The sequence below is a fragment of the Sediminibacterium goheungense genome, from assembly GCF_004361915.1.
Lineage (GTDB): Bacteria > Bacteroidota > Bacteroidia > Chitinophagales > Chitinophagaceae > Sediminibacterium > Sediminibacterium goheungense.
This window is the reverse complement of record NZ_SNWP01000010.1, coordinates 1318985-1342353: the sequence shown is the minus strand read 5'-3', so window position 1 is coordinate 1342353 and position 23369 is coordinate 1318985. Positions and strand designations below refer to the sequence as shown.

Sequence of the window (23369 nt, the reverse complement as noted above, 5' to 3'; positions counted from 1 at the left end):
TTATAGTGGTGTTTAAATTATGAACAAGCAATTTTTCCTACACGTGTGGCATGACGGCCGCCTTCAAAAGCGGTACTCATAAAAATTTCAATCATCTGCTGCGCCAGTGGTAAAGCTACAAACCGGGCAGGAATACAAATGATATTGGCATCATTATGCAAACGAATTAAGGAAGCCACATCATTCTGCCATGCCAATCCTGCTCGTACCTGCTGGTGTTTATTAGCAGTTATGGCAACGCCGTTGGCACTCCCACAAAAAAGAATACCAAAAGCGGCTTCACCACTCTCCACACTGCTGGCAGTAGGATGAGCAAAATCAGGATAGTCAACAGAATCAAGAGAAGGGGCACCGAAATCTTTTACGTTATACCCTTTACCAATGAGCCAGTTTTTTATGGCTTCCTTGTACTCAAAACCTGCATGGTCTGAGCCAATAGCAATGGGTTTAGACGCATCAAAAACATAATTCATGTGTGTGAATTGAGGGATGAAATTAACGGATTAGCACAAGAGCCGGATAAAAAATATTTAAACGGGCAAATCCTCTTAACTCCACTCTTCCTGATCCCTTCTTTCCTGCTCTTTTGAAACACGTGCTGAAATAATAATACTCAATTCATACAGAAAGAATAAAGGAAGGAACACCAGTAACTGACTCATCCAGTCTGGACTGGGAGTAATGATGGCAGCTGCAATGAGAATAATAACTACTGCATACTTCCTGATTCTTCTAAGATAGGAAGGTGTAATCAAACCAATCTTGGTAAGTAAATAAGCAAGTACGGGTAATTCAAAAGCAATACCGCAACCCAGGATAATATTGACGAGGTTGTCTAAATAATCAGAAAAAGTTGGGATGGTGATAATAGTGCCTTTGGTACCCAACTGAAAACCAGCCAGAAAATTAAAAGTGAAAGGGCCCAGTAAAAAATAACCAAATGCCGCACCCATGAAGAAAAAAAACGATACCCAGAAAATGATAAACCTGGTATTTTTTAATTCTTTCTCTTTTAGAGCCGGCTTTACAAAACGCCAGAATTCCCAGAATATATAGGGAAAGGCTGCGATAATACCACCTACAATGGCTATGCTGATGCTACCCATAAACTGACCCCCGAATGTGGTACTCTGCAGGTTCACTGTTACAGGGGGCATACAAAGCGCATCACCCATATGTGCCCAGTGACTAAAATCGCATAAGGCTTTGTAACTAACAAAATCAGGATTAATAGGGCCTTTAATAATGGTTTCGAAAACCCAGTCGATATAAATGAAAATCACAATGGCAAAAATCAGGATCGCAAGAATAGAGCGAATAATATGTTTCCTCAATTCTTCCAGATGGTCTATAAAACTCATCTCTGCCTGTTCTGTTCCCTGGTTTCTTTTAAATAAGGCCATGCCCGTCGACTGCTTTAGGAGTGGGCAAAGTTAGTGGTAAGAGCAACACAAAAATGAGTCTTTTCAGCCAGTTATATGTAATTCTTTTCTCATTTGGCTGGTAAGATCATCTATATCGCAGTAAATAAAGCTTTTATGGGCTGCTCCGGAGACGGTGGTAGAGTGTGGGCTGTTCTCCTGTCTTATATACCATACCTGTTTTCCCCTACCCAGGGCATAGCCAGCTTCAATACCTACGCCTATGGCTTTCTCCGAACATTCAGCAATGAGTAGTTCACATCCATCTATTTCTTTGAATGCCTGTTTCATCATATCTTTTTCCTGCTCAGCGGCAAAAAAATAATGATCTGTAAAAACAAATAATTCAATACCAAACCCGTTCATTAATTCTCTTATGACACTTACAACCGGCTCAAGAACAGGTCTGTGAGAAAAGCTGATGGCAAGATAGGCACGTTGCATCAGCGTAATATTTTCATCTTTACCGTATCGATTCTGGTTTCGCTTACACTCAGGATATCGAAACGATAATCATCAATGATGATGGTTTCTTTTTGTTTGGGGATCGATTCGTGTTTCTGAATAATGTATCCACTTAGTGTTTCAGAATCATCTTCGGGGAATTCGAGATTGTATTTTTCTTTGAGGTAATCCAGTTCAAGACGACCACTGAAAATAAATTCATCTTCAGCCAGTTGTTTTTCTACAAACTCTTCCACGTCATACTCGTCATGAATTTCACCAAATATTTCTTCCAGCAGGTCTTCCATGGTTACAATACCGGCTGTTCCACCAAATTCATCTACCACCCAGGCAATGCTTTTTCTCTCTTTGGTGAATTTATTGATGAGATCAGCAGCACTCATACTTTCAGGAACCGCCAGTATGGGGTGAAGTATTTGTTGAATAGAAGAGGGTCTTTTAAAAAGATCGGTCTGGTGCACATAACCAAGGATGTTATCGATATTATCATCGAAGATGAGCAGCTTACTGAGTTTTGTTTGTACAAAACGTTGGCGAAGGTCTTCAATCGATATATCTTTATCTACACCCTCAATTTCAGTACGGGGTACCAGGCATTGTCTGATTTTGATGGTAGGCAGACTCAGCGCATTTTCAAATAATTCCGTATTCAGCTCCTGACTGTCTTCATCCTGTTCTTTGGTTTGCTGAAAAAAATGTTCGAGATCTACTTTCGTGAACGCTTCGTTTTTATCGTTAACCCTTACATTAAATATATATTTCAATATCCACTGAGAGAGGTTTACAAACAGATTGGTAAGCGGCTCGAACAGGGTATGAAAGAATTTGGCCATTGGCGCAAAAAAACTCAGTAAACTATCGTTACGTGCACGGAATATGGCTTTGGGAATGAACTCGCCAAATATGAGCACAACAACAGCCGAAATAACGGTATCAATAATGAGTTTAAGGTATTCGTTCTGCACATTGAGTGGGTTCCAGGCTACGCCTCGCAGGAATTCATCAAACAGCAATCCATAAATCACCAGTACGGTATTGAGTCCGATTAAACAAGTGCCAATAAATTTAGCAGGGTTTTCTACAAAATCAGATAAGATGATACCACTTTGTTTGCCCTGTTTTTTCTTTAGTTCAATACTAAGACGGTTAGCGCTTACAAAAGCGATTTCGTAACCGGCAAAAAATCCGATCAGTATCAGCGAAACAATGATCCATACAATGGTATAGAGCTCTGTCATGGTATAATAATTCTTCTGCTAAGATAGGCTAAATATGGTGTGGTTGATAGCCTATGGGGAATGGCATATAGAAGTTGTTTCTAAATAAAAGTGCCCCGTGGAAACGGGGCACGAACCGATCGTTAACAACATGAGAAAATCGGCTGTGTGAGATGTATAATGCACATGAAGAAACAAGCTATCGTTAAAAGGTGGATGAGCAGCCGGCAAGGGGCCGCTCACCCAGGGTATATAGGGCGTGATTGTTTATTTAAAATCAACAGTGCAGTTCTGGCATTTGAGGTCAATCTTAAGGCCTTTGCCATCGCCTACTGTTGCTGAAAATTTAACAGGGGTGTTGGAGCCGCTGCGGGTTGCCAGTGTTCCCAAGGCTACTTTCCCGGTTGCAGTCATTGTACTGCTTTGTGCCGGCGCCAGTGTTCCGGAAATAGTTCCGCCCTGAATGCCACTCACTAACTGTACAGGTTTTGCAGGAATAGTTGTAGCAGAAATATTACTAACGGACACGATTTTTGAAAGTGAAGCCATATCAGCTTCTGTTACTTCAGCGGGTGTTTTTTCAAAATCGGCATATACGGTACTATAATTGCCCAAAAAGTTTACCGCATAGTTTTTTGTGTCACGTAAAGGGATACGGATGTCGGCATAACGGTTGTCTACTTTAATAAGTTTTACATTACTGCCTACATTTCTGATTTTGATATCAGCATTACTGCCATCCAGTTCCAGTGAACCTGACAGGCGTGTGATACGCAGATTGCCATAATTTTTACGGCCCAGTATATCTGCTACATCTTCTACTTCAAATTCATCGTTGGTGCTGACCATTTTGATTTTTTTGGCGGATGCCATTTCAATGGTAGCATATTTACTTTCAATGTCGAGATCATCAATATTATTCGCACTGAATCGACCATTCGAAAATTCAATTTCAGCGTCCTTTATATCGCGTACATTCGCATTCGAATATTTTGAGCGTAGACGCAGTTTGTTGAGGTTTTCAGCTTCAAGGTTCCCATTAGATATATCCAGCAACACATCACCTATTCCTGCAGGCAATTGTACATCTGAATATTTTGTTTCAATATCCATTTTACTTCCAGCAGGTACATAAATGGTAAGTATTCTTTTCTGTGCTTTTGAATTGGTTGAATTTAAAGATATTCTTGTTGGGTATCCTACCACTGTCATAGGCTCCAGTGAGTAATTTCCGGTACTTGATGTGGAATAGCGATAGGTAGATCCAAACCCGCTGTTATTTGATTTTATTTTCACAGAAGTACCTAATGCTTTAAGGCTAATGCCCATTTTTTCGAACCATTCAGTATCGGTAAGAGTACTTTCCTTTTCAAAATAAGCAGTGGTTACCAGTTTCACTTTGGGTTGATCCCATGTTTTAACCTGAATAGCCAAAGAACTATTCTCAATATATATTTCTCCACCCTTGGGCATATTGATTTCCTGACTGATTTCTTTAGATTTCAGGTCCTGTTGTTTAACGGTATCGCTGGTAGAATAGGCATACATATTTTCTGCGTACACCACCTGAGCGGGAGAAGTGGTATTGATAACACGTAAATTATTAAGTGCCGGTGCTGAAGCTGCTGTTTGAGCAGACGCGGTCGTAGCCAACAGTAAGCTCATGATTGAACCGGTGATTCTAATCTTTGTAAATCGCATATAAAGGGTATTTAGATGTGTATGAAATAAGTTTTAACGCTATCAACCGGACGGGTAATCTGTTTTACCCGGTTGTTGATTTTATTCATTTCTGTTTGTAATTGTTTGAGTGTACTGAGTTTTATCTGGTACAGATTAATCAACTGGTTTAGTAGATCATCTGTAAGTCCTTTTTTTACAATTTCATTTTTCACAGTTTTTTCATCTTTCTCCAGCTGTCTGATCTGTGTTTTAAAATCAGCAAAATATTCAGCTGATTCTGCATACATAGGTATCGTACTCACTTTGTTTCTCTGCAGGTTGATGACCTGTTTAAAACTACTTTCTACATTGCGCAGTATCGCCAGATCGGCTCTTTCTGTCACAGGTTTGGGTACCGCCATTATTTTTTTAGTACGCGCAGTAGTGTTGGGTACAATCGTATTTTCTGTTTTGCTCTCAGGATTTGTTATGATGGGTTCAGTAACGCTCTTTGTTTTGGGTTCTTTGGTTCTTACCTCAGCTATTGGATTTTCCTGTAATTCATTTGTATTACTGTCTTTCCATAAGCTCCATGTACCAATACCCGCCAGTACCAATACACATGCCGCTACTGCCCAACGGGTAATGGTTATTACCACTGCTTTTTTCTTTACCGGCTTTTGCACCTGTATGCGTTCCCAAACCATAGGTGAGGGCTCGTCGGCATCGAGTGCTTCGCGATTTTGTTGCAGGTATTTTTTTAACTCATCCATGTACCTGTATTTTTTTAGTGATCCTTTCTTTTAATAATTGTCTGGCCCGATGGTACTGACTCTTGCTTGTTGATTCGGAAATACCCAGCTCACCGGCAATGTCTTTATGACTATAATCTTCCAGTACATACAGGTTAAAAACCTGTCTGCAACCGTCCGGTAAAGCCTTGATTTCCTGGTGTACCATTTTGATGTCTACTGTTTGCCACCATTCAGGCTCTTCATTGCTCAGGGTTTCATCCCATTGTTCATCCCAGCTTGTCCAGTAGGTGTTCTTCTTGCAGAAACGGATACATTCATTTACTACAATCCGTTTTAACCACCCGCCAAACTGAGCGGGTTCTTTTAGTTGATGCAGGTTTCGAAAAGCAATCATAAACGATTCCTGTAAGAGGTCTTCTGCATCATTCTGGTTACCCGTCATCCGGGTGCAGATATTGAACATCGCCTTACTATATTGCCTGTACAGCCACTCCTGCGATGCTTGATCTCCCAGGGAGGCTTTTCTCACAACAGCCGTTTGTATGGTGATTTCCTTTTCCAATGAATCGTTCCGGTAATAAGAGTGGTTTATGTAAAAAAGGTTGGAAAGAAGGTATGATTTTTTTTCTGCGACAAGCGGATGCCCATAAAAAAAGCGGAAAACTATACCAGCTTTCCGCTTTTAAAATTATGAATATCAATGATTTATGCTAGATCCATCACAGGCTTATTTTGAAGAATGGTTTCAATCTTCTCCATGATTTCATTTGTGAGCAATGGCAATACCTGTAAAGCTTTCAGGTTTTCTTCCAGTTGATGCTTTTTGGTAGCACCCAGGATGGCTGTGGTTACATTCGGATTTTTAATGGTCCAGGCAATGGCCAGTTCTGCCAGACTTACATTCATCTCCTGTGCGAGTATGGCCAGTTTTTTGGTTTTTTCAATCTTGGCTTCCTGTACCCAACGTTCTTTGAGCCAATCGAAACCTTCAATGGCCAGTCTTGAGTCGGGCGGAATGCCATTATTGTATTTACCGGTTAAAAAACCGGCTGCCAATGGGCTCCAGATAGTAGTACCTAATCCTACGTTTTTAAAAACAGGTAAATAATCCTGTTCCATTTTAAAACGCTCAAACATATTATACTGGGGTTGTTCAACGGTAGGGCCAATCAATCCATATTGATGGGCTACCCGGTGTGCTTCCATAATTTCAGCACCACTCCACTGACTGGTACCCCAGTACAGGATTTTACCTTGCTGGATAAGGTTATGCATGGTCCATACCACTTCTTCGATCGGAACATGAATATCGGGCCGGTGACAGAAATAAAGATCCAGATAATCGAGCTGTAAACGCTGAAGGGCTTCATGGCAGGCTTCCATCAGGTGTTTGCGGCTGAGTCCGGTTTGGTTGGGTTTGTTTTCTTTTCCCCTCCATCCAAAATAAGCTTTGGATGAAATGGTGTAGGAGGTACGGTCCCAGTTTTTCTTTTTCAGGATACGGCCCATCATTTTTTCACTTTCACCCAGGGCATAAGCTTCGGCATTATCAAAGAAATTAATACCATTGTCGTATGCTATACCCATTAGTTCATCTGCTATACTGTCATCAATCTGTTTGTGGAAAGTAACCCAGCTGCCATAGCTCAAAACACTCAATTGCAAACCTGTACGGCCCATTCTTCTATATTCCATATGCTGTATTTTTTGTTTGTGAAGTGTACGGTCTGTATTCGATACAACAATACCGGACTGCAATTTACCAAAAAAGAATCTTGCTGCTTTTATTGATTTACTTAACTTGTAAACATGTCAAATGATCTGCTTGATTCACTAAATCATATGCGCCATTTTTTTTCTTCTGGTGCTACACGTAGTTATGCTTTTCGGAAGGAACAGTTATTGGCACTAAAAAAAGCCATTATAGCAAATGAGCAGGAAATTTATGAGGCACTTTACAAAGACTTAAAGAAGGGGCCCGAAGAAGCATGGATCACAGAGAATGGCTTTCTCCTCAATGAAATCAATCATGCCCTCAAATGGCTGAATGCCTGGATGGAGCCGGAAAAAAAAGGTACCAACCTGCTAAATTTACCCGGCAGCAGTTATGTAATCAGAGAGCCTTTGGGAGTGGTGTTGATTATTGGTCCATGGAACTATCCCTTACAGCTGCTGTTAATGCCATTGGTGGGTGCTATTGCAGCAGGTAATTGTGTGGTGCTCAAGCCAAGTGAATTTGCACCGGCAACAGCCGCTGTTATGCAAAAAATAGTGGAAGCTGCTTTTCCGAAAGAATATATACTATATGTACCAGGCGATGGCGCAAAGGTAATTCCTGATATGATGAACCATTTTGTTTTCGATCATGTTTTTTATACCGGTAGCACCGCAGTTGGTAAGCTGATTTATAAAATGGCAGCAGAGCAACTGGTGCCTGTTACACTTGAGCTGGGAGGAAAAAGTCCTTGTGTAGTTACAGAAGATGCTAATATCGGTGTGGCAGCCAACAGGATTGTGATAACCAAGTTTTCAAATGCGGGTCAGATGTGTGTGGCACCGGATTATATATTGGTTCATGCATCTGTAAAGGAGAAACTGATAGCTGCCATGAAGAAAAAAATACTTCAGTTTTTTTCGGAGCAGCCCCAAGATAGCGATGAGTATGGGAAGATTATCAATGAAAAACAGTTCCAGCGATTATTATCTTATCTGAGCAATGGTAAGATTATACACGGAGGTGAACATGATATCAACCGTTTGTATTTTGCCCCCACTTTACTTACGGATGTTGCTGTTGACAGTACGATTATGCAGGAAGAAATTTTTGGTCCGATACTACCGATACTCAGTTATAGCAACGAAGAAGAAGCTTTGGCTATTATTCGCCGAAATCCTAATCCATTGGCTTTTTATGTTTTTTCTTCCAGTAATTTATCAGCCAAAAACTGGATTGACAATGTACCATCGGGTGCAGCCTGCATCAACAATGCAAGCTGGCATGTAACCAATCATCACCTGCCGTTTGGAGGAAGGGGTTTCAGTGGAACAGGCCGTTATCACGGGAAATACTCTTTTGATACATTCAGTCATGAAAAAGCAGTATTGAAATCACCTACCTGGTTTGATCCTGCTATGAAGTACCCACCGTTTAAAGGAAAACTCAAACTATTCAAGAAATTTCTGTAACAAAATACTGTATGCATAAATACCGGCTGATACAAAAACTTTCTGTGACGGTTATTGTTATAGTATTGGTGCTTGTATTACTTAAAAGAAAAGACATGACCTGGAGACATTCATTACTAAAAACATTTTACCCTATTATTATGCTGCCGGGTAAATTATTTGGCAAAGCCTCCGGGGCACTGCAAAATAAAAATCATATGCAACCAATCTCATCCTTCTATCAGCTCCACGTGACAATGAATAATGGTACAGTAGTACCCATGGACAGTTTTAAGGGCAAGAAAGTATTGCTTGTGAATACAGCCAGTGATTGTGGTTATACTGGTCAGTATGCAGAACTGGAAGCTTTATATAAACAATACAAGGATAAAGGTCTCGTGATCATTGGATTTCCCGCGAATGATTTTAAACAGCAGGAACAGCGAGATGATGCTGCGATAGCTGAATTCTGTAAGGTGAATTATGGCGTTACTTTTTTGCTCGCTAAAAAGAGCAGTGTTATTAAAAGCGCTGAGCAAAATCCGGTCTTTCAATGGCTAAGTAATGCCAAACTGAATGGGTGGAATGATCAGGAACCTACCTGGAATTTCTGTAAATATATTGTGGGTGAAGATGGTGTACTGGAAGCGTTTTTTCCACAAGGAATTTCGCCGATGGATGATAACCTCCTTAAAATCCTATCAACTCACCACTAACCCCTCTTGCGAAGCAAAGAGGGGCCAGGAGTGAGTTAAAGAGGGCAGTTTTCATGGTAATTCACCAGCTCAATTGCCTGTCTCTCCATTACAAAATCTTTATAATTCACCGCTACTTCATCCAGCACCGCTTCCACTTCTTCCATAGTCTTTAAAGTAACAAGCCTGTTGCGGTAATCTTTAATGCCGGGTAAGCCTTTCAAGTAATTGGCATAATGCCGGCGCATTTCATTGATGCCCACGATGGGGCCTTTCCACTCAATGGATTTACGTAAATGCTGCCGGCATACATTTACTCTTTCTTCTACCGTGGGTGCAGCCATTAGTTCGCCGGTTTGCACAAAATGTTTGATTTCACGAAATATCCAGGGATAACCAATCGCGGCACGACCAATCATAATGCCATCCACGCCATATTTATTTTTGTAAGCCAATGCCTTTTGAGGGCTGTCAATATCACCGTTACCAAAAATGGGAATTTTGATTCTTGGATTGTTCTTTACCTTGGCAATCAGTGTCCAGTCTGCTTCGCCCTTATACATCTGTGCGCGGGTTCTACCATGTATGCTTAGTGCTTTAATGCCTACATCCTGTAAACGTTCTGCTACTTCTTCTATATTCTTACTCTGGTCATCCCAGCCAAGTCTTGTTTTAACGGTTACGGGTAAACGGGTAGATTTTACCACAGCATCCGTAAGTCTTACCATCAGATCCAGGTCTTTCAAAACACCTGCACCTGCACCCTTACCGGCTACTTTTTTTACGGGACAGCCGAAATTAATATCCAGTAAATCAGGATTGGTTACATCTACAATTTTGGCTGCCAGTGCCAGACTCTCTTCATCTCCCCCGAAAATCTGTATACCGATGGGGCGCTCATAGTCGAAGATGTCGAGCTTTCTTCTGCTTTTGATTGCATCACGGATCAACCCTTCACTGCTGATAAATTCCGTGTACATGAGATCAGCACCATTTTCTTTACAAACCATACGAAAAGGTGGGTCACTCACATCTTCCATAGGCGCAAGTAATAAGGGGAAATCGGGTAAGCTTATCTGATCAATCTTTACCATGATGCAACTTTCTGTTCTTTTCTCTGTTTGTCTGTATAAATTGTTTTACCGACAGTTGTACGGCTGTAAGGATGGTTATTTACCTGTGTAACCGGGGTTTGTATATGGTCCGATCACTGTATCTTAGACGCCAGCCTTATAAAAAGGCAAATTTACAAGCTTATTCTTCAACCACATGAATCAGAAAGCACAGATTAGCATTCCTGTTCAGTTTTTACTCTTGCTCGGATTGGTAGGTATCGGGATGGTTTTTGGGTCTCTATTGATGGCAGCACTGGGATCGAGCCTGTTGGATGTTCCTCTTTTAAAAGTACCGGAAGCCATGAATAAAGTAGAAAATGCCAATGTTTCGAGGCTACTCAATACCCTGGCTACTTTCTTCGCCTTTTTTACACCTGCTCTCATATTTGCAAAAATTGTAAACCATAAACCCTTTGCTTATCTGGGCTTTAATCTGAAAATGAAAGGCCAACAACTGGGGTTGGTAGTTTTGATCACTTTTGCGGGTATGATCCTCAGTGGTGCCCTGGGCATGCTCAATCAGCATATTCCGCTTTCTGAGGAATGGCTCAGAAAAGCCAAAGAACTGGAAGAAACCTACAAAAATGCCATGCTTAACATGGCCTATATGAAAAATACTTCAGATCTCATACTGGCTGTTCTGGTAATGGGATTGGCCCCGGCAATTTTTGAGGAAGTATTATTTAGAGGGGCTTTTCAGCGAGTATTTATACAATGGACTAAAAACCCCTGGTTAGGTATTCTTGCTACCAGTGTGTTGTTTAGTGCCATCCATTTTTCTTTTTTTGGTTTCCTCCCTCGTATTGCATTGGGTATGATACTGGGGCTTATTTTTTATTATACCAATAACCTCTGGCTTAGTATTCTCCAGCATTTTCTAAATAACGCATTTATTGTTGTGCAGCTTTATATTGTACAATTGCAGGGTAAATCAATAGAAAAAGCGATGGATGAAACAATGCCCATGTGGTGGGGGCTTATTGGCATAGTGCTGTTGGTACTGTTGTTCAGGCAACTATACAAACAAAGCGAAACCACGGGTAAGGTTGAATCAGTAACAGATGAAATAACAGTGCATGAGTAACTGGCAAAAAATATTTTCTACCCGCGTGTATCCGGAAGCCGCCATTATTAAAGGTATGCTGGAAGAAAACCAGATACCCGTACAAATACTGAATAAACAGGATAGTAGCTATCCTATGTTTGGTGATATACAGATTTTTGTTCCCGCTCATTTAGAAGTAACTGCGAAAGAACTTATCAATAAAGCACTTTTAAATTAGCGCGTAGCTTATGGCTGATAGCCCATATTTTATGCTTTCGGTAAACATAAGCTCCTGCTATTAATCATCAACTATTGAATATATGCTATAAACTATCTCCCTTACCTTCACAGTATGGCATTTAATTATCAAACATTTAGAACACGGGCGTTGACCGCCATTGTATTTGTGGTGGTAATGATGGGTGGATTATTGTGGAATCAATGGAGTTTTCTCGTATTGTTTTCTATAATACATATGGGTTGCTGGCTTGAATACAAAACCCTGATCGCTAAAATCGATCCAAGGTATACAGATATTTCATCTGCGCATCTGGGAGGTGCCATTTTAGCGGGTACAGGATTTATATGCTGGATGACAGATGAAACTTTTGTGATAGGCAATACCCAACTGAATATATTAGGAGGGTGGGTATTATTGATTTCTTTAGCCGGCTTATTACTTATAAAACTGATTAAATGGAAAATGCCCGACTGGAAGATTATTGGTTATACAGTTGGTGGGTTACTTTATATCTCATTATCATGGGGACTTTTACTTGATCTGTATGGTAAAATTTCATCCCTAGTTCTTTCCGGAGGCTGGCTCTTACCTATGTTAATCATTGCTACTATCTGGATTAATGATACAATGGCCTATATAGTGGGGTCTTTTATCGGCAAAACCCCTTTCTCTTCCATCTCCCCCAAAAAAACCTGGGAAGGAACCATTGGCGGAGGTATACTGGCTATATTGGCTGTTACACTGACCGCAGTTTATTGGCTTGAGGTTGATACCGTTCAAATGATTGTAATTACTGTTACAGCTACTGTTATGGGAACCTTGGGCGATCTCTTCGAAAGTAAACTAAAGCGGATGGCAGGTGTAAAAGACAGTGGGAATTTTATGCCCGGACATGGTGGTTTTTTAGATCGTTTCGATTCTTTATTACTGGCAACACCTTATGTATGGCTGGCTTTGTTCCTGATTCGCTAAAAAGCTGTGAAAATCTGTCCCATTCGTTTACCTTTGTTGCCTAATTTCTAATTCATGACCATTCATCGCGAAGGTTACCAGACGATTGGCATCAGCGCCCTGATTTTTGGTATACTAAATGTTGCTTCTTTTACTTTCTTTAGCGCATCAATGCCCTGGCTGGCGATCAGCATTTTTATAGTTACATTGGGAGTTCTGCTATTTCTGATTTCTTTTTTTCGAATCCCTAACCGGGTACATACACTGGATGATAAGAAACTGATTTGCCCGGCTGATGGAAAAGTGGTTGTTATCGAAGAGATAGTTGATGAGGAGTATTTCAAAGACAAAAGAATACAGGTGAGTATTTTTATGAGTCCGGCCAACGTACATGTAAACAGGAATCCCATGAGTGGTGAGGTAGTTTATAACCAGTATCATAAAGGTAAATACCTGGTAGCCTGGCACCCTAAATCTTCTACTGAAAATGAAAGATGGAGCGTAGCTGTAAAAAATAATTATGGCACCATTCTTTATAAACAAATAGCCGGAGCACTGGCAAAACGCATCTGCAATTATACAGAGATTGGTCAGGAGGTAAAACAATGTGATGAATATGGTTTTATCAAATTCGGGAGCCGGGTTGATATTTTATTGCCCATAGGCACTAAAGTAGAGGTAAGTATGAACCAGGTTGTGCAAGGTGGTGTTACCGTATTGGCAAGCTGGGAATAATTCTATAAACATTTCCTTCCCGAAAATTCAAATGAAAACAATCGATATCAGCTCCTTACCTGTTATGGAAAAACAGCAATGGTTACAACATGCCATTGCACCACGTCCTGTATGTTTTGCCAGTACTGTTGATAAGGCGGGTAATGTAAATCTGAGTCCTTTTAGTTTCTTTAATCTGTTTTCGTCGAACCCGCCCATCGTTATTTTTTCACCTTCCAGAAGAGGCAGGGATAATACTACCAAGCATACACTTGATAATGTACTGGAAGTGCCGGAATGTGTTATTAATATTGTTGACTATGATATGGTACAACAGGTAAGCTTATCAAGTTGTGAATTTCCGAAAGGTGTAAACGAGTTTATAAAAGCTGGTTTTACAAGTGAAGTAGCTACTATTGTACGTCCACCCATGGTAAAAGAAGCCAAAATAAAACTGGAGTGTAAAGTAAATGAAGTGAAAAGCCTGGGAGAAAATGGTGGTGCAGGTCAGCTTGTTATTGCTGAAGTGTTATGTATGCATGTGGATGAAAGTATTCTCGGTGAAGATGGTAAGATCGATCAGCAAAAATTACATCTGGTGGCAAGATTAGGTGGCGACTGGTATTGTAAAGTGAGCCCTGATAACTTATTTAAAGTGCCTAAGCCAAATACACAGCTCGGTATCGGTGTAGACCAACTGCCTGATAGTGTAAGAAATAGTACTATACTTACCGGTAATCATTTAGGGATGCTTGGTAACGTACATGCCATACCGGATATTGATGCATCTTTTGAAGATGATAGGGTAAAAAATATTTTTCAGTATTATTCAGTAAGTCCAACAGAGATGGAAGCAGAGCTGCATAAATATGCAGCAGAACTACTGAATGATAATAAGATAGAAAAAGCGTGGCAGGTATTACTTTGTTTATAAACGATGATAAAACAAAGGTTACGCAGGTTGATTGATTTCTTTCTGGCGAGTAAAAATATCCGTAAAAACTTCCTGTTCTGTTTTCTTCTGTAAACTCCGACCCGCTTCAACGGCTTTCTGAACAATTTCGTAAGTACTATGCGATAGTGTTAATGGTTTAACAGCACTATTATGCAACCAGTTCTGAACTTCTGAAGAAAAGGAGTCTGTTATTTTATCGACCACGGTTACATTAAACTGTTTCAGGGCCGCAGCATTGCACAACTGCTCGTATTGCCCACGGATAGGTAAACAAAGTAATTGTTTGCCCATATACAAGGCTTCTGCGGGTGTTTCAAAACCAGCGCCGGTAATAATGCCATTTGCATGTATCATGCTATGGGTAAAAGCTTCGTTGCTGATTGGAATCAGTGTAACGTTTTCTTTTTTTTCCAGCTGCTTTGCTTTTTTTGAAAACACTTCAAAACGAATATCTTTTACTTTGTGTAAAACATTGAGTACAACCTCATCACTGTAATGTGAAAGATAGACAGTAATATGTCCATTATTTTTTGGATAGGCTTTCAGTATGTCTTCCTTAATCACTGGTGAATAAATAAAATGATCATACTGCTGAAAATGTAAACCAATATAGGCAGATGCTCTGGCGTATCGTTGTAATACCATTTCACCTGTAAAATCCTTTTTACCGGCTCTGGGTGTAAGGTTGCTTTGAAAACTTGCCTGATGCCCAAAGCCAATAGACGGCACTTTCTTCAGCGTGCAAGCCATTGCAGTTATGCTATCGAAATCATTAAGTACAATATCATATTTTTCAACAGGGAGCGATTTCGCTTCTTTCCATATTCTTTGCAAATTCAGCTCCTTCCACATGCGCCAGTAATCAAGTCCTCCGGTATTGCCATAGAATAAACTCAATCCGTTACTCCGATATTTTACCGGAAGCTTTGGATGTAAGTTGCTATTACTGCCACTCAGAAATACATCAACTTCACCATATTGCTCTAAAAAAGGCATGAGCTCCATGGCGCGGCTGATATGCCCGTTTCCGGTGGCCTGAACTGCGTATAATATTTTCATACTCATGATTGCACGACTAAAGAGTGAATAAATAAGGCCACTTCATCTGTTACCACATTTAATTGGGGTAATTTTTTTTCCATGGTTACGATGGGTGTAGTAGTGGTGGCAAACTGCTTTTCATCGTATTGATAAATAGTCCATTCATTATGCTGGTATTCAAGGGCAGTAAGGTTTTCAATCCAGTCGCCACTATTGAGATAAGTAACGGCCCCATCTTTTGTACTGATGATTCTTTTTTGTGGCTGATGTATGTGTCCGCAAATCACATAATCATACTTTTTCTCAATAGCCAGCTCAGCAGCTGTTTGCTCAAAATTTCCAATCCAGGAAACAGCCTTTTTCACACTGTTTTTAACTTTCTTACTAAAACTCATTTTTTCTTTTCCCATGAGTTTAAGAAAGCGATTGATCAGGCTGTTGATGAGAATTAATAAATCGTAGCCATGTCCGCCCAGCTTTGCAAGCAATTTGGCACTACCTTTTGTTGTAGCATCAAATACATCGCCATGAAAGATCCATGTCATTTTGCCATTAATTTCCATTACTACTTTATCCGTCAGCTGGAAATTACCCATATGCATATCGGAATAACGTCGTAATGCTTCATCATGGTTGCCGGTAATATAGATTACACGGGTTCCCTTGCTTAAGAGATGCATGATCTCTTTAATTACCTGCATATGTGAAACAGGAAAGTAGCGCTTATTGAATTGCCAGATATCGATGATATCGCCGTTCAGCACCAGTATTTGCGGCTGAATACTTTTGAGGTAATTAACAATTTCTTTGGCATGACAACCATAAGTGCCTAAATGAAGATCGCTCACCACCACCACATCTAAAGTACGTCTGTCCATACACTGTGGAGTTTAGCAAAATTGCTTTGGTAGTATGAACAGAATGTTAGCGGGAGATGAAGGAATTGTTACTCTATGAGAGTGGTGAGCAGTGAGTAGTGAGTAAGAAACAGCCTGGAGCGTTATGAATTATACAATATCCGATCCCAATTCTTTATTATACTCAGAATATTCTCAGTTTCTTTGTTCTCACAGATCTCCCAACTGTGGGCGAAGTATAATATCTTCTGTAACTGCCATAGGTGAGAGCTGGCTGGCGGCATATACCATTTTGGCAATATCATCTGCTTCCATGATTCTTTTAGGATCAATATCAAATCCGTCCCAACTGGCTGTAAGAACAGCACCGGGATATACCGCGGTCACTTTTATACCATGTGGTTTCATTTCTTCGCGCAGGTTCCGGCTAAAACCAGCCAGCGCATATTTACTGATGCTATAACTACCACCATTGGCATAGGCGTGTAGTGAAGCAATAGAGCAGATGTTGAAAATATGTCCCTGGCCAGCCTGCATCATGGCAGGTAAAACTTTTCGTGTGAGATGGTATGCACTGAATAAATTAGACTGAAGCATTTCTTCCAGTGACCCTTCAGGTTCATTATGAACACTACCTGGAATAAAATGACCGGCATTATTGATGACGATATCCGGGGTGCCTTTTTGTAAACACCAATCAGCAAATGCTGATACCTCGTTTTTATCTGCCATATCGGTAGGTTTACCGGCAATCACAGCTTCCGGAAAACGGGTTTGTAATTCATCGACCGTATCATACAAAGATTTTTCGCCCCTGCTACAAATTAGTAACTGATATCCTGCCCTGGCAAACTGAGTGGCTATCGCTTTCCCGATTCCTTTGGATGCGCCTGTTACAATTACGTTCATAGTAGGTGTTGTTTACAGATACGAAATAAAACATTTATTCTGATCTCATTCTTATTATCTATCAAAAAATCTTAATACCGGTATTTATATATCATAGTAAGTAAGACAGACTTGCTTTTTTATATAAGCTGCTTAGGTCAGCTAACTTGTTATTACATTTGAATATGCAGTATAAACATATTTTCTTCGATCTTGATCATACGCTCTGGGATTTTGAGACCAATGCCAAAGCCACCCTGCAGGATCTTTATCAGCGTCATGCATTAAAAGACAGGGGGATTGATGATTTTGATGATTTTTTTACCCGTTACAGTTACCATAACGAAAGATTATGGGACAGGTATACAAAAGGATTTATTAAACAAGATGAATTACGCTGGAAGAGAATGTGGTTGTCTTTACTGGACTATAAGCTGGCAGATGAGCAGTTATCCAGAACCATGTCTTTGGAGTTTCTGGAAACGCTCCCTTCCAAAAAAGCCATCTTTCCTTATACATTTGAAATTCTCGACTACCTCAAAACGAAAGGGTATCGGATGCACCTGGTAACCAATGGATTTGAGAGAGTACAACATAATAAACTACAAAACTCTGGTCTGCATGCTTATTTTGAAGTGGTGGTTACCTCGGAAGCAAGCAACAGCCTCAAACCCAATAAAGAAATTTTCGATTATGCTTTTCAACAAACAGGCGCCAGTGAAAAAGAAAGTATCATGATTGGTGATAACCTGGATGCAGATATACAGGGAGGTATTAATGCCGGTATGGATACTGTTTTTGTGAATCACCTGAATATTGAAGCCCATATCAAACCTACCTATACAGTGTATCACCTGAAACAACTGGAAGATATATTGTAAGGATATCTTAAGGAACAAAATAAAAAAGGATACCGGTTATGGTATCCTTTTTTATATCAGATAGGACCAATTAAGCTTTAGCGGTTGTTTTTTTCGCTTCTTTTTTTACTTCTTTGGTTTCTTTTTTAGCGTCTTTGCTGCAGCATTCTTTAGCATCTTTACTGCATTCTTTTGCTTTGGCACATTTTTTACCATCGTGCTTATGGTCACCACCGGCAAATACAGTACCTGAAACCAGGAAAGCAGCCATAGCGAGTACAATTACTTTTTTCATATGAACAATTTTTAAGTGTGTGTCTAACGTAAATATACTGAATTTTCATGAGAATTTTGTTAAAAATGGTCTGTAAAGAGAGGATTTTCACCGCAGAGAAAGGAGAGCGCAGAGGTTACGCAGGGTTAGAATTGGTGTACTATCCGTTTGAAGCCATCTTTTAACAAAAGCGAATTGAAGTTGATAAGGTAGCCTAGGTTTTTTCCTGATAATTTTAAGTATGTGATAAGCTGAGCGATAAAAATAGGGTTGAGGGTTTCAACGGATTTTACTTCAATAATGATTTCATTCTCAACTAGTATGTCAATTACCTACACTTTGCCTAATTGCGCACCTTTATAGGTGAGTTCTACAGGTACCTGGGTTCTGGTGTGTAGATTTTTTAATAATAGTTCCCTTTCCAGAGAAATTACATATGCTGATTCCAATATACCTGGTCCTAATTCTTTGTGTACAGTAATCGCAGCACTCAAAATAATACCACCGACCCTGTTTAGTTCGTATTTATTCATAGACCCTGCGAAACCTCTGCGTTCTCCTTTCTCTGTGGTGATTAGTCTTCATAAAATGAAAGCAAAGAAAGCACAGGGTTGCACGGCTAAAATATCAAATCCTATCCACCAAATGATAGCGTATAAATACCTGATTTTATAGCTTCTTTTTAGCTAAAATAGAGAAGTCGGTATCTTCTTTTACAATGGTATTTTCCAATACACCAATACCCTCAATTTCCATCTTAACCACATCTCCGGGCTGTAACCATTGTTCCTGATAATTCGGATCATGCAGCTTGCCCGTTCCATTTAACTCAAGGAAGCAGCCTGTACCAACAGTGCCACTACCAATTACATCACCCGGATGTAACTGAACACCATAGGCGCAACGCTCAATGATTTCTGCAAAGGTCCAGTCCATATCTCCTACATTCCCTTCACTCACCTGAATGCCATTCACCCAGCATTTCATGCCCAGGTTCCAGTTTTTACCGGTATGTCCCGGTTTGGCAGGTATTTCAAACGATTCGAGTTCATCGAGTGTAACTAGGCATGGACCAATTACCGTTGAAAAATCTTTTCCCTTAGCGGGTCCAAGGTTCAGTAACATTTCTTCCATCTGTAGTCTGCGTGCACTCATGTCATTCATAATCATGAGGCCACCAATGTATTGATCTGCCTCTTCTGCAGGAATATTTCTTCCGCTCTTACAAATAACAATGGCAGCTTCCAGTTCAAAATCAAGTTTCTCAAAATGATCAGGCATGCAATGAATATCGCCGGGCCCCTGTATACTATGATGATTGGTAAAATAAAAGATGGGGTACTGATCAAATTCAGGAATCATCTCAACCTTACGATTGCGTCTTGCTGCGGCCACATGCTGGCGAAAGGCATAACCATCCCGGCAGGAAGTAGGGAAGGGTACCGGTGACAGCAATTGTTGATCATCAATTGCGATTCCTTTTTCTTTACTGATTCTTCCATCTTTGATGGCAGCATCTACTTTTTGCGCAATGGGAAACATATCATCCCAATAATGCAAAAACATATTCATACTATTCGGTAGTTCAGGGTGTACCAGATCACAGTCATATAAATATCCATCTACCAGAAAAGCAAGTTGATCACGGCCATCCGTTAAGTAAGAAACCAGTTTCATAGTTCAATCGTTTGAGGGGCGAAAATAGCTTAAAAATCTCTCCGCAAGCTTTTCTTCATCTATTCTCTCTCCGAATACAAATTCTTTGATGGTAAGCGCATAATAATCTCTATCGTTTCAACAGGTAGAAAGCAAGGTAAAAGGTATCTTTAAGCGCCCAAAATAACCATATGAAAAGAATATTCTTACTAACAGGTATCTTATTGCTGATTATATGTTTCTCATTTAAAAAAGAAACAGGAGAGCAAAACTGGATTCGCATCAATCAACTGGGGTATACACCTGAGGGAACTAAGGTAGCCGTATGGTGCAGTAAAGAAAACAAACTGCCTGCTTTTGTGGATCTGGTTGATGCTGCTACACAACAAACCGTTTATAGAATTACTGGGTTACAGCCATTTGGTTCTTATGGCCCCTTTAACCAAACTTCGCGTATCCGTTTTACTTCCTTTATAAAGCCCGGACGTTATTTTCTGAAAGCAGGTAATACCGTATCGCCTGCGTTTAAGATTGATGAAGATGTTTACAAAGGCAGCGCTGATTTTTGTTTGCGTTACATGCGTCAGCAAAGAAGTGGTTTTAATCCCTTTCTGAAAGACAGTTGCCATACACGCGATGGATATACTTTATACGGTCCGATGCCCGACAGCAGTTATGTGAATGTAAGTGGTGGGTGGCATGATGCCAGTGATTACCTCCAGTATACCACCACATCAGCCAATGCTACATGGCATCTGCTGGCAGCTTATCAGCAGTATGGTCATGTGTTTACTGATACGAAAACAGCCAATGGACTGGATGGGAAAAATAATGTACCCGATATTTTAGATGAGGCAAAGTGGGGACTGGACTGGTTGCTGAAAATGAACCCATCAGATAATATCATGTTTAATCAGTTGGGTGATGATAGGGATCATATGAAAATGCGGATACCCAAAGAAGATACCAATTATTATGGTCGTGGTATAGAGCGCCCGGTATATTTTGTTTCAGGTAAACCACAGGTGAGGGGTAAATTCATGAATGCCACAACAGGTGTGGCATCAACGGCCGGTAAATTTGCAAGCACTTTTGCATTGGCATCGAAAGTATATGAGAAAACCGATGCCGGCCTGTCTAAAAACTTATATCAGAAATCGCTGGCAGCTTATGCATATGGAAAGAAAATGCCGGGAGTAGCACAAACTGCATCGGTAAAATCACCCTATATCTATGCAGAGGGTAATTGGGTCGATGATATGGAACTCGCTGCTGCAAGTATTTACCAAGCTAATCCCGAAAAGCAAAAAGCAATGCTGCTGGATGCCTATACTTATGCCAGACAGGAACCGGTTACACCCTGGCTGGGAAAAGATACGGCACATCATTATGAATGGTATCCTTTTATTAACCTGGGGCATGCAGTATTGGCAAATGACTTACCTAAACCGCAAAGAGATACCATTCATGATTTTTACGAGACAGGGATTAAAGCAGTATGGAACAAAGCGAAGCAAAATGCTTTTTATCGTGGGATACCCTTTATCTGGTGCAGTAATAATTTAACCACTTCTTTTGCGATTCAATGTTTGGCTTATCGGAAAATGACAGGTGATGATAGTTATACCGAACTGGAGCAGGCCAATATCGACTGGTTATTTGGCTGTAATCCATGGGGAACAAGTATGGTGTATGGATTACCATCATGGGGTGATACTCCTGTTGACCCACACTCAGCTTTTACACATTTAAAACAGTACCCGATTGATGGCGGGCTTGTTGATGGGCCTGTATATACAGCAATTTATAAAAACCTCATCGGTATTCAATTGAATGAGCCTGATGAATATGCAGCCTTTCAAAGTGATCTTGCAGTATACCATGATGATTATGGTGATTATAGTACGAATGAACCAACAATGGATGGAACGGCTTCCTTGATTTATTTACTGGCGGCTAAAGAAGCTGAAGTTAATCCGATACCAGGTTGGCACACCGATGATTATTATAAAGCGGATCTCCATACAATTACTGAATCGAGGGCATTGTTAAGGGGTGATTCAACCCGAAAGAAAATAGCTTTTGTATTTACGGCAGATGAATATGCGGAAGGCTTACCGCTTATTCAAAAAACCTTGGTTGATGAACACGTAAAAGCATCTTTCTTTTTTACGGGCAGGTTGTATCGTAAAAGAGCATATCAACCTTTTATCAAAGAACTATATAGACAAAAACATTATCTCGGTCCGCATTCCGATCAGCATATTTTATACAATGACTGGAAGAACAGAGATAGTATGCTGGTAACAAGAGACTCATTGGAAAATGATTACTATAATAATGTAGAAGCTATGAACGCACTTGGTTTATGGAATAACAACCGACAGGAATATTTTATACCACCCTATGAATGGTGGAATAAACGAGTGGGAAAATGGTTTGCTGAAATGCGGGTTAAACTATTCAGTTTTACACCCGGTACACGTACCAATGCAGATTATACCTGGCCCGAAATGGGTGCTTCTTATAAATCAAGTGAAGCACTAATAGACCTTCTCAGATCTTTTGAAGTAAAACATACTTTAAATGGCGCTATACTTTTGATACATGCTGGTACAGACCCTAGAAGAAAAGATAAACTCTATGCACATCTTCCTTCCATGATTAAAGAGCTGAAAGCAAAGGGGTACGACTTTTGTACTATTGATCGTTTGTAACAACCCCGCCCTCTGCTTTTTTAAGAATGGTTTTACGTTGATATCTAAGGAATGTTAATGATCCTATAAACGGAATAAGTATAATGCCAATTAAGAATACCAGCTTAAGCAGAAATCTTATCGATGTGTCAGTAGCAAGCTTACTGATAGCTATGACACAAAGAATCAGGTGTATTGTCCACAAAAGAGACCAAGCGATTAAACTAAGATCGGGAGCAAACAAATCCATAATTTTCTTATTCTATTTAGCTATAATATTACCATCTTTCCTCTTCAGACCCATCCCAGTTTTTTCTGGCAAATTCTTCTCTTGACTTTTTTTTCTGGGCCAGTCTGTTAATAATCATTTGTGCAATCAATATACCAGCGTCTGTATCTTTTTGAAGAGCGAGGGTTTCTTTGAGTTTGGCTTCACTGATGTCTAAGCGATAAAGCAATTGTACCAGTTTTGGAAAGTCTTCAGCAACCAACCGCTGTATATAGCGAACCAGTTCCTCTGTGGAATAATGCTCAATAACTGCCAGTTCATTTTCTTCAATCATACTTAAAGGTACCCATCTCTTCAAAAAACTACGCTTTGATGTTTCTGGGTCGGGAAATTGGTTAGCAGGCTATTAAACTGACAAATTGTTAAAATTTTATTACAAAATGTAAAATAAATTTGACAAAATGAAC

At 40.1% G+C, this 23369-nt stretch carries 24 protein-coding genes and 1 pseudogene; 9 read left to right on the top strand and 16 right to left on the bottom strand.

The window, feature by feature from the left end; genetic code table 11:
• Positions 1–17: 17 nt before the first annotated feature.
• From rpiB to BC659_RS05640, 8 genes are all read right to left on the bottom strand, one after another.
• Positions 18–473, bottom strand: a complete 456-nt coding sequence (rpiB, locus tag BC659_RS05675; RefSeq protein WP_133473698.1) for a ribose 5-phosphate isomerase B — start codon at positions 471–473, stop codon at positions 18–20.
• A 75-nt stretch (positions 474–548) separates the two neighbouring features.
• Positions 549–1403 carry a twin-arginine translocase subunit TatC gene (gene tatC, locus BC659_RS05670; protein WP_133473697.1) on the bottom strand — a complete coding sequence of 285 codons (855 nt, stop codon included), beginning with the start codon at positions 1401–1403 and terminating at the stop codon, positions 549–551.
• Positions 1404–1466: 63 nt separating this feature from the next.
• Entirely contained in the window at positions 1467–1865 is a 399-nt protein-coding gene (locus tag BC659_RS05665; RefSeq protein ID WP_133473696.1) for a nucleoside 2-deoxyribosyltransferase, read from the bottom strand.
• Positions 1865–3124: a hemolysin family protein gene (locus tag BC659_RS05660; protein WP_133473695.1), complete on the bottom strand. Its 1260-nt coding sequence runs from the start codon at positions 3122–3124 to the stop codon at positions 1865–1867. The genes BC659_RS05665 and BC659_RS05660 overlap by 1 nt, the downstream gene beginning before the upstream one ends.
• Before the next feature lie 246 nt (positions 3125–3370).
• Positions 3371–4804, bottom strand: a complete 1434-nt coding sequence (locus BC659_RS05655; protein WP_133473694.1) for a DUF4097 family beta strand repeat-containing protein — start codon at positions 4802–4804, stop codon at positions 3371–3373.
• Between the two features lie 11 nt (positions 4805–4815).
• On the bottom strand, positions 4816–5538 hold the full coding sequence (locus BC659_RS05650; RefSeq protein WP_133473693.1) for a hypothetical protein: 723 nt from the start codon (positions 5536–5538) through the stop codon (positions 4816–4818).
• Positions 5531–6049, bottom strand: coding sequence for an RNA polymerase sigma factor (locus BC659_RS05645; RefSeq protein WP_133473692.1), 519 nt, complete (start codon positions 6047–6049; stop codon positions 5531–5533). The genes BC659_RS05650 and BC659_RS05645 overlap by 8 nt, the downstream gene beginning before the upstream one ends.
• Before the next feature lie 176 nt (positions 6050–6225).
• Entirely contained in the window at positions 6226–7215 is a 990-nt protein-coding gene (locus BC659_RS05640; protein ID WP_133473691.1) for a potassium channel beta subunit family protein, read from the bottom strand.
• 114 nt (positions 7216–7329) lie between these two features.
• Here BC659_RS05640 and BC659_RS05635 point away from each other — a divergent pair, with 114 nt between their 5' ends.
• Positions 7330–8706, top strand: a complete 1377-nt coding sequence (locus BC659_RS05635; RefSeq protein ID WP_133473690.1) for an aldehyde dehydrogenase — start codon at positions 7330–7332, stop codon at positions 8704–8706.
• Between the two features lie 197 nt (positions 8707–8903).
• Positions 8904–9401 carry a glutathione peroxidase gene (locus BC659_RS05630; RefSeq protein WP_211340704.1) on the top strand — a complete coding sequence of 166 codons (498 nt, stop codon included), beginning with the start codon at positions 8904–8906 and terminating at the stop codon, positions 9399–9401.
• Positions 9402–9436: 35 nt separating this feature from the next.
• On the opposite strand, the gene dusB is transcribed toward BC659_RS05630, so the two are convergent.
• The gene (gene dusB, locus BC659_RS05625; protein ID WP_133473688.1) at positions 9437–10474 is read right to left on the bottom strand and encodes a tRNA dihydrouridine synthase DusB; all 1038 of its coding nucleotides are present in this window, start codon (positions 10472–10474) and stop codon (positions 9437–9439) included.
• 175 nt (positions 10475–10649) lie between these two features.
• On the opposite strand from dusB, the gene BC659_RS05620 reads away from it, so the two are divergent.
• The 5 genes from BC659_RS05620 (at position 10650) to BC659_RS05600 (ending at position 14380) form a co-directional block, all read left to right on the top strand.
• On the top strand, positions 10650–11579 hold the full coding sequence (locus BC659_RS05620; RefSeq protein ID WP_133473687.1) for a CPBP family intramembrane glutamic endopeptidase: 930 nt from the start codon (positions 10650–10652) through the stop codon (positions 11577–11579).
• Positions 11572–11778 (top strand): putative signal transducing protein, encoded by a 207-nt coding sequence (locus tag BC659_RS05615; protein WP_133473686.1) that lies wholly within the window; start codon positions 11572–11574, stop codon positions 11776–11778. Before BC659_RS05620 ends, BC659_RS05615 begins: the two co-directional genes overlap by 8 nt.
• Before the next feature lie 114 nt (positions 11779–11892).
• Complete coding sequence (locus BC659_RS05610) at positions 11893–12753, top strand: phosphatidate cytidylyltransferase (RefSeq protein WP_133473685.1); 861 nt, start codon at positions 11893–11895, stop codon at positions 12751–12753.
• Between the two features lie 54 nt (positions 12754–12807).
• Positions 12808–13467 (top strand): phosphatidylserine decarboxylase family protein, encoded by a 660-nt coding sequence (locus BC659_RS05605; RefSeq protein ID WP_133473684.1) that lies wholly within the window; start codon positions 12808–12810, stop codon positions 13465–13467.
• Between the two features lie 31 nt (positions 13468–13498).
• On the top strand, positions 13499–14380 hold the full coding sequence (locus BC659_RS05600; protein WP_133473683.1) for a flavin reductase family protein: 882 nt from the start codon (positions 13499–13501) through the stop codon (positions 14378–14380).
• 18 nt (positions 14381–14398) lie between these two features.
• On the opposite strand, the gene BC659_RS05595 is transcribed toward BC659_RS05600, so the two are convergent.
• The 3 genes from BC659_RS05595 to BC659_RS05585 all read right to left on the bottom strand — a co-directional run bounded on the left by BC659_RS05595 (position 14399) and on the right by BC659_RS05585 (position 17208).
• Positions 14399–15460, bottom strand: coding sequence for a glycosyltransferase family protein (locus BC659_RS05595; RefSeq protein WP_133473682.1), 1062 nt, complete (start codon positions 15458–15460; stop codon positions 14399–14401).
• A 2-nt stretch (positions 15461–15462) separates the two neighbouring features.
• Positions 15463–16320 carry a UDP-2,3-diacylglucosamine diphosphatase gene (locus BC659_RS05590; protein ID WP_133473681.1) on the bottom strand — a complete coding sequence of 286 codons (858 nt, stop codon included), beginning with the start codon at positions 16318–16320 and terminating at the stop codon, positions 15463–15465.
• Positions 16321–16509: 189 nt separating this feature from the next.
• Positions 16510–17208: an SDR family NAD(P)-dependent oxidoreductase gene (locus BC659_RS05585; protein ID WP_133473680.1), complete on the bottom strand. Its 699-nt coding sequence runs from the start codon at positions 17206–17208 to the stop codon at positions 16510–16512.
• A 164-nt stretch (positions 17209–17372) separates the two neighbouring features.
• Between BC659_RS05585 and BC659_RS05580 the strand changes: the two genes are divergently transcribed.
• Positions 17373–18068 (top strand): YjjG family noncanonical pyrimidine nucleotidase, encoded by a 696-nt coding sequence (locus BC659_RS05580; protein ID WP_133473679.1) that lies wholly within the window; start codon positions 17373–17375, stop codon positions 18066–18068.
• A gap of 70 nt (positions 18069–18138) precedes the next feature.
• On the opposite strand, the gene BC659_RS05575 is transcribed toward BC659_RS05580, so the two are convergent.
• From BC659_RS05575 to BC659_RS05560, 3 genes and pseudogenes are all read right to left on the bottom strand, one after another.
• Positions 18139–18342, bottom strand: coding sequence for a hypothetical protein (locus tag BC659_RS05575; RefSeq protein ID WP_133473678.1), 204 nt, complete (start codon positions 18340–18342; stop codon positions 18139–18141).
• A gap of 125 nt (positions 18343–18467) precedes the next feature.
• Positions 18468–18854, bottom strand: a pseudogene (locus BC659_RS17020) (GxxExxY protein).
• Between the two features lie 136 nt (positions 18855–18990).
• Entirely contained in the window at positions 18991–19998 is a 1008-nt protein-coding gene (locus BC659_RS05560) for a fumarylacetoacetate hydrolase family protein (protein ID WP_133473676.1), read from the bottom strand.
• 170 nt (positions 19999–20168) lie between these two features.
• Here BC659_RS05560 and BC659_RS05555 point away from each other — a divergent pair, with 170 nt between their 5' ends.
• Complete coding sequence (locus BC659_RS05555; RefSeq protein ID WP_133473675.1) at positions 20169–22694, top strand: glycoside hydrolase family 9 protein; 2526 nt, start codon at positions 20169–20171, stop codon at positions 22692–22694.
• Between the two features lie 257 nt (positions 22695–22951).
• Here BC659_RS05555 and BC659_RS05550 read toward each other — a convergent pair whose 3' ends face one another.
• Positions 22952–23260: a hypothetical protein gene (locus BC659_RS05550; protein ID WP_133473674.1), complete on the bottom strand. Its 309-nt coding sequence runs from the start codon at positions 23258–23260 to the stop codon at positions 22952–22954.
• Between the last annotated feature and the right edge of the window lie 109 nt (positions 23261–23369).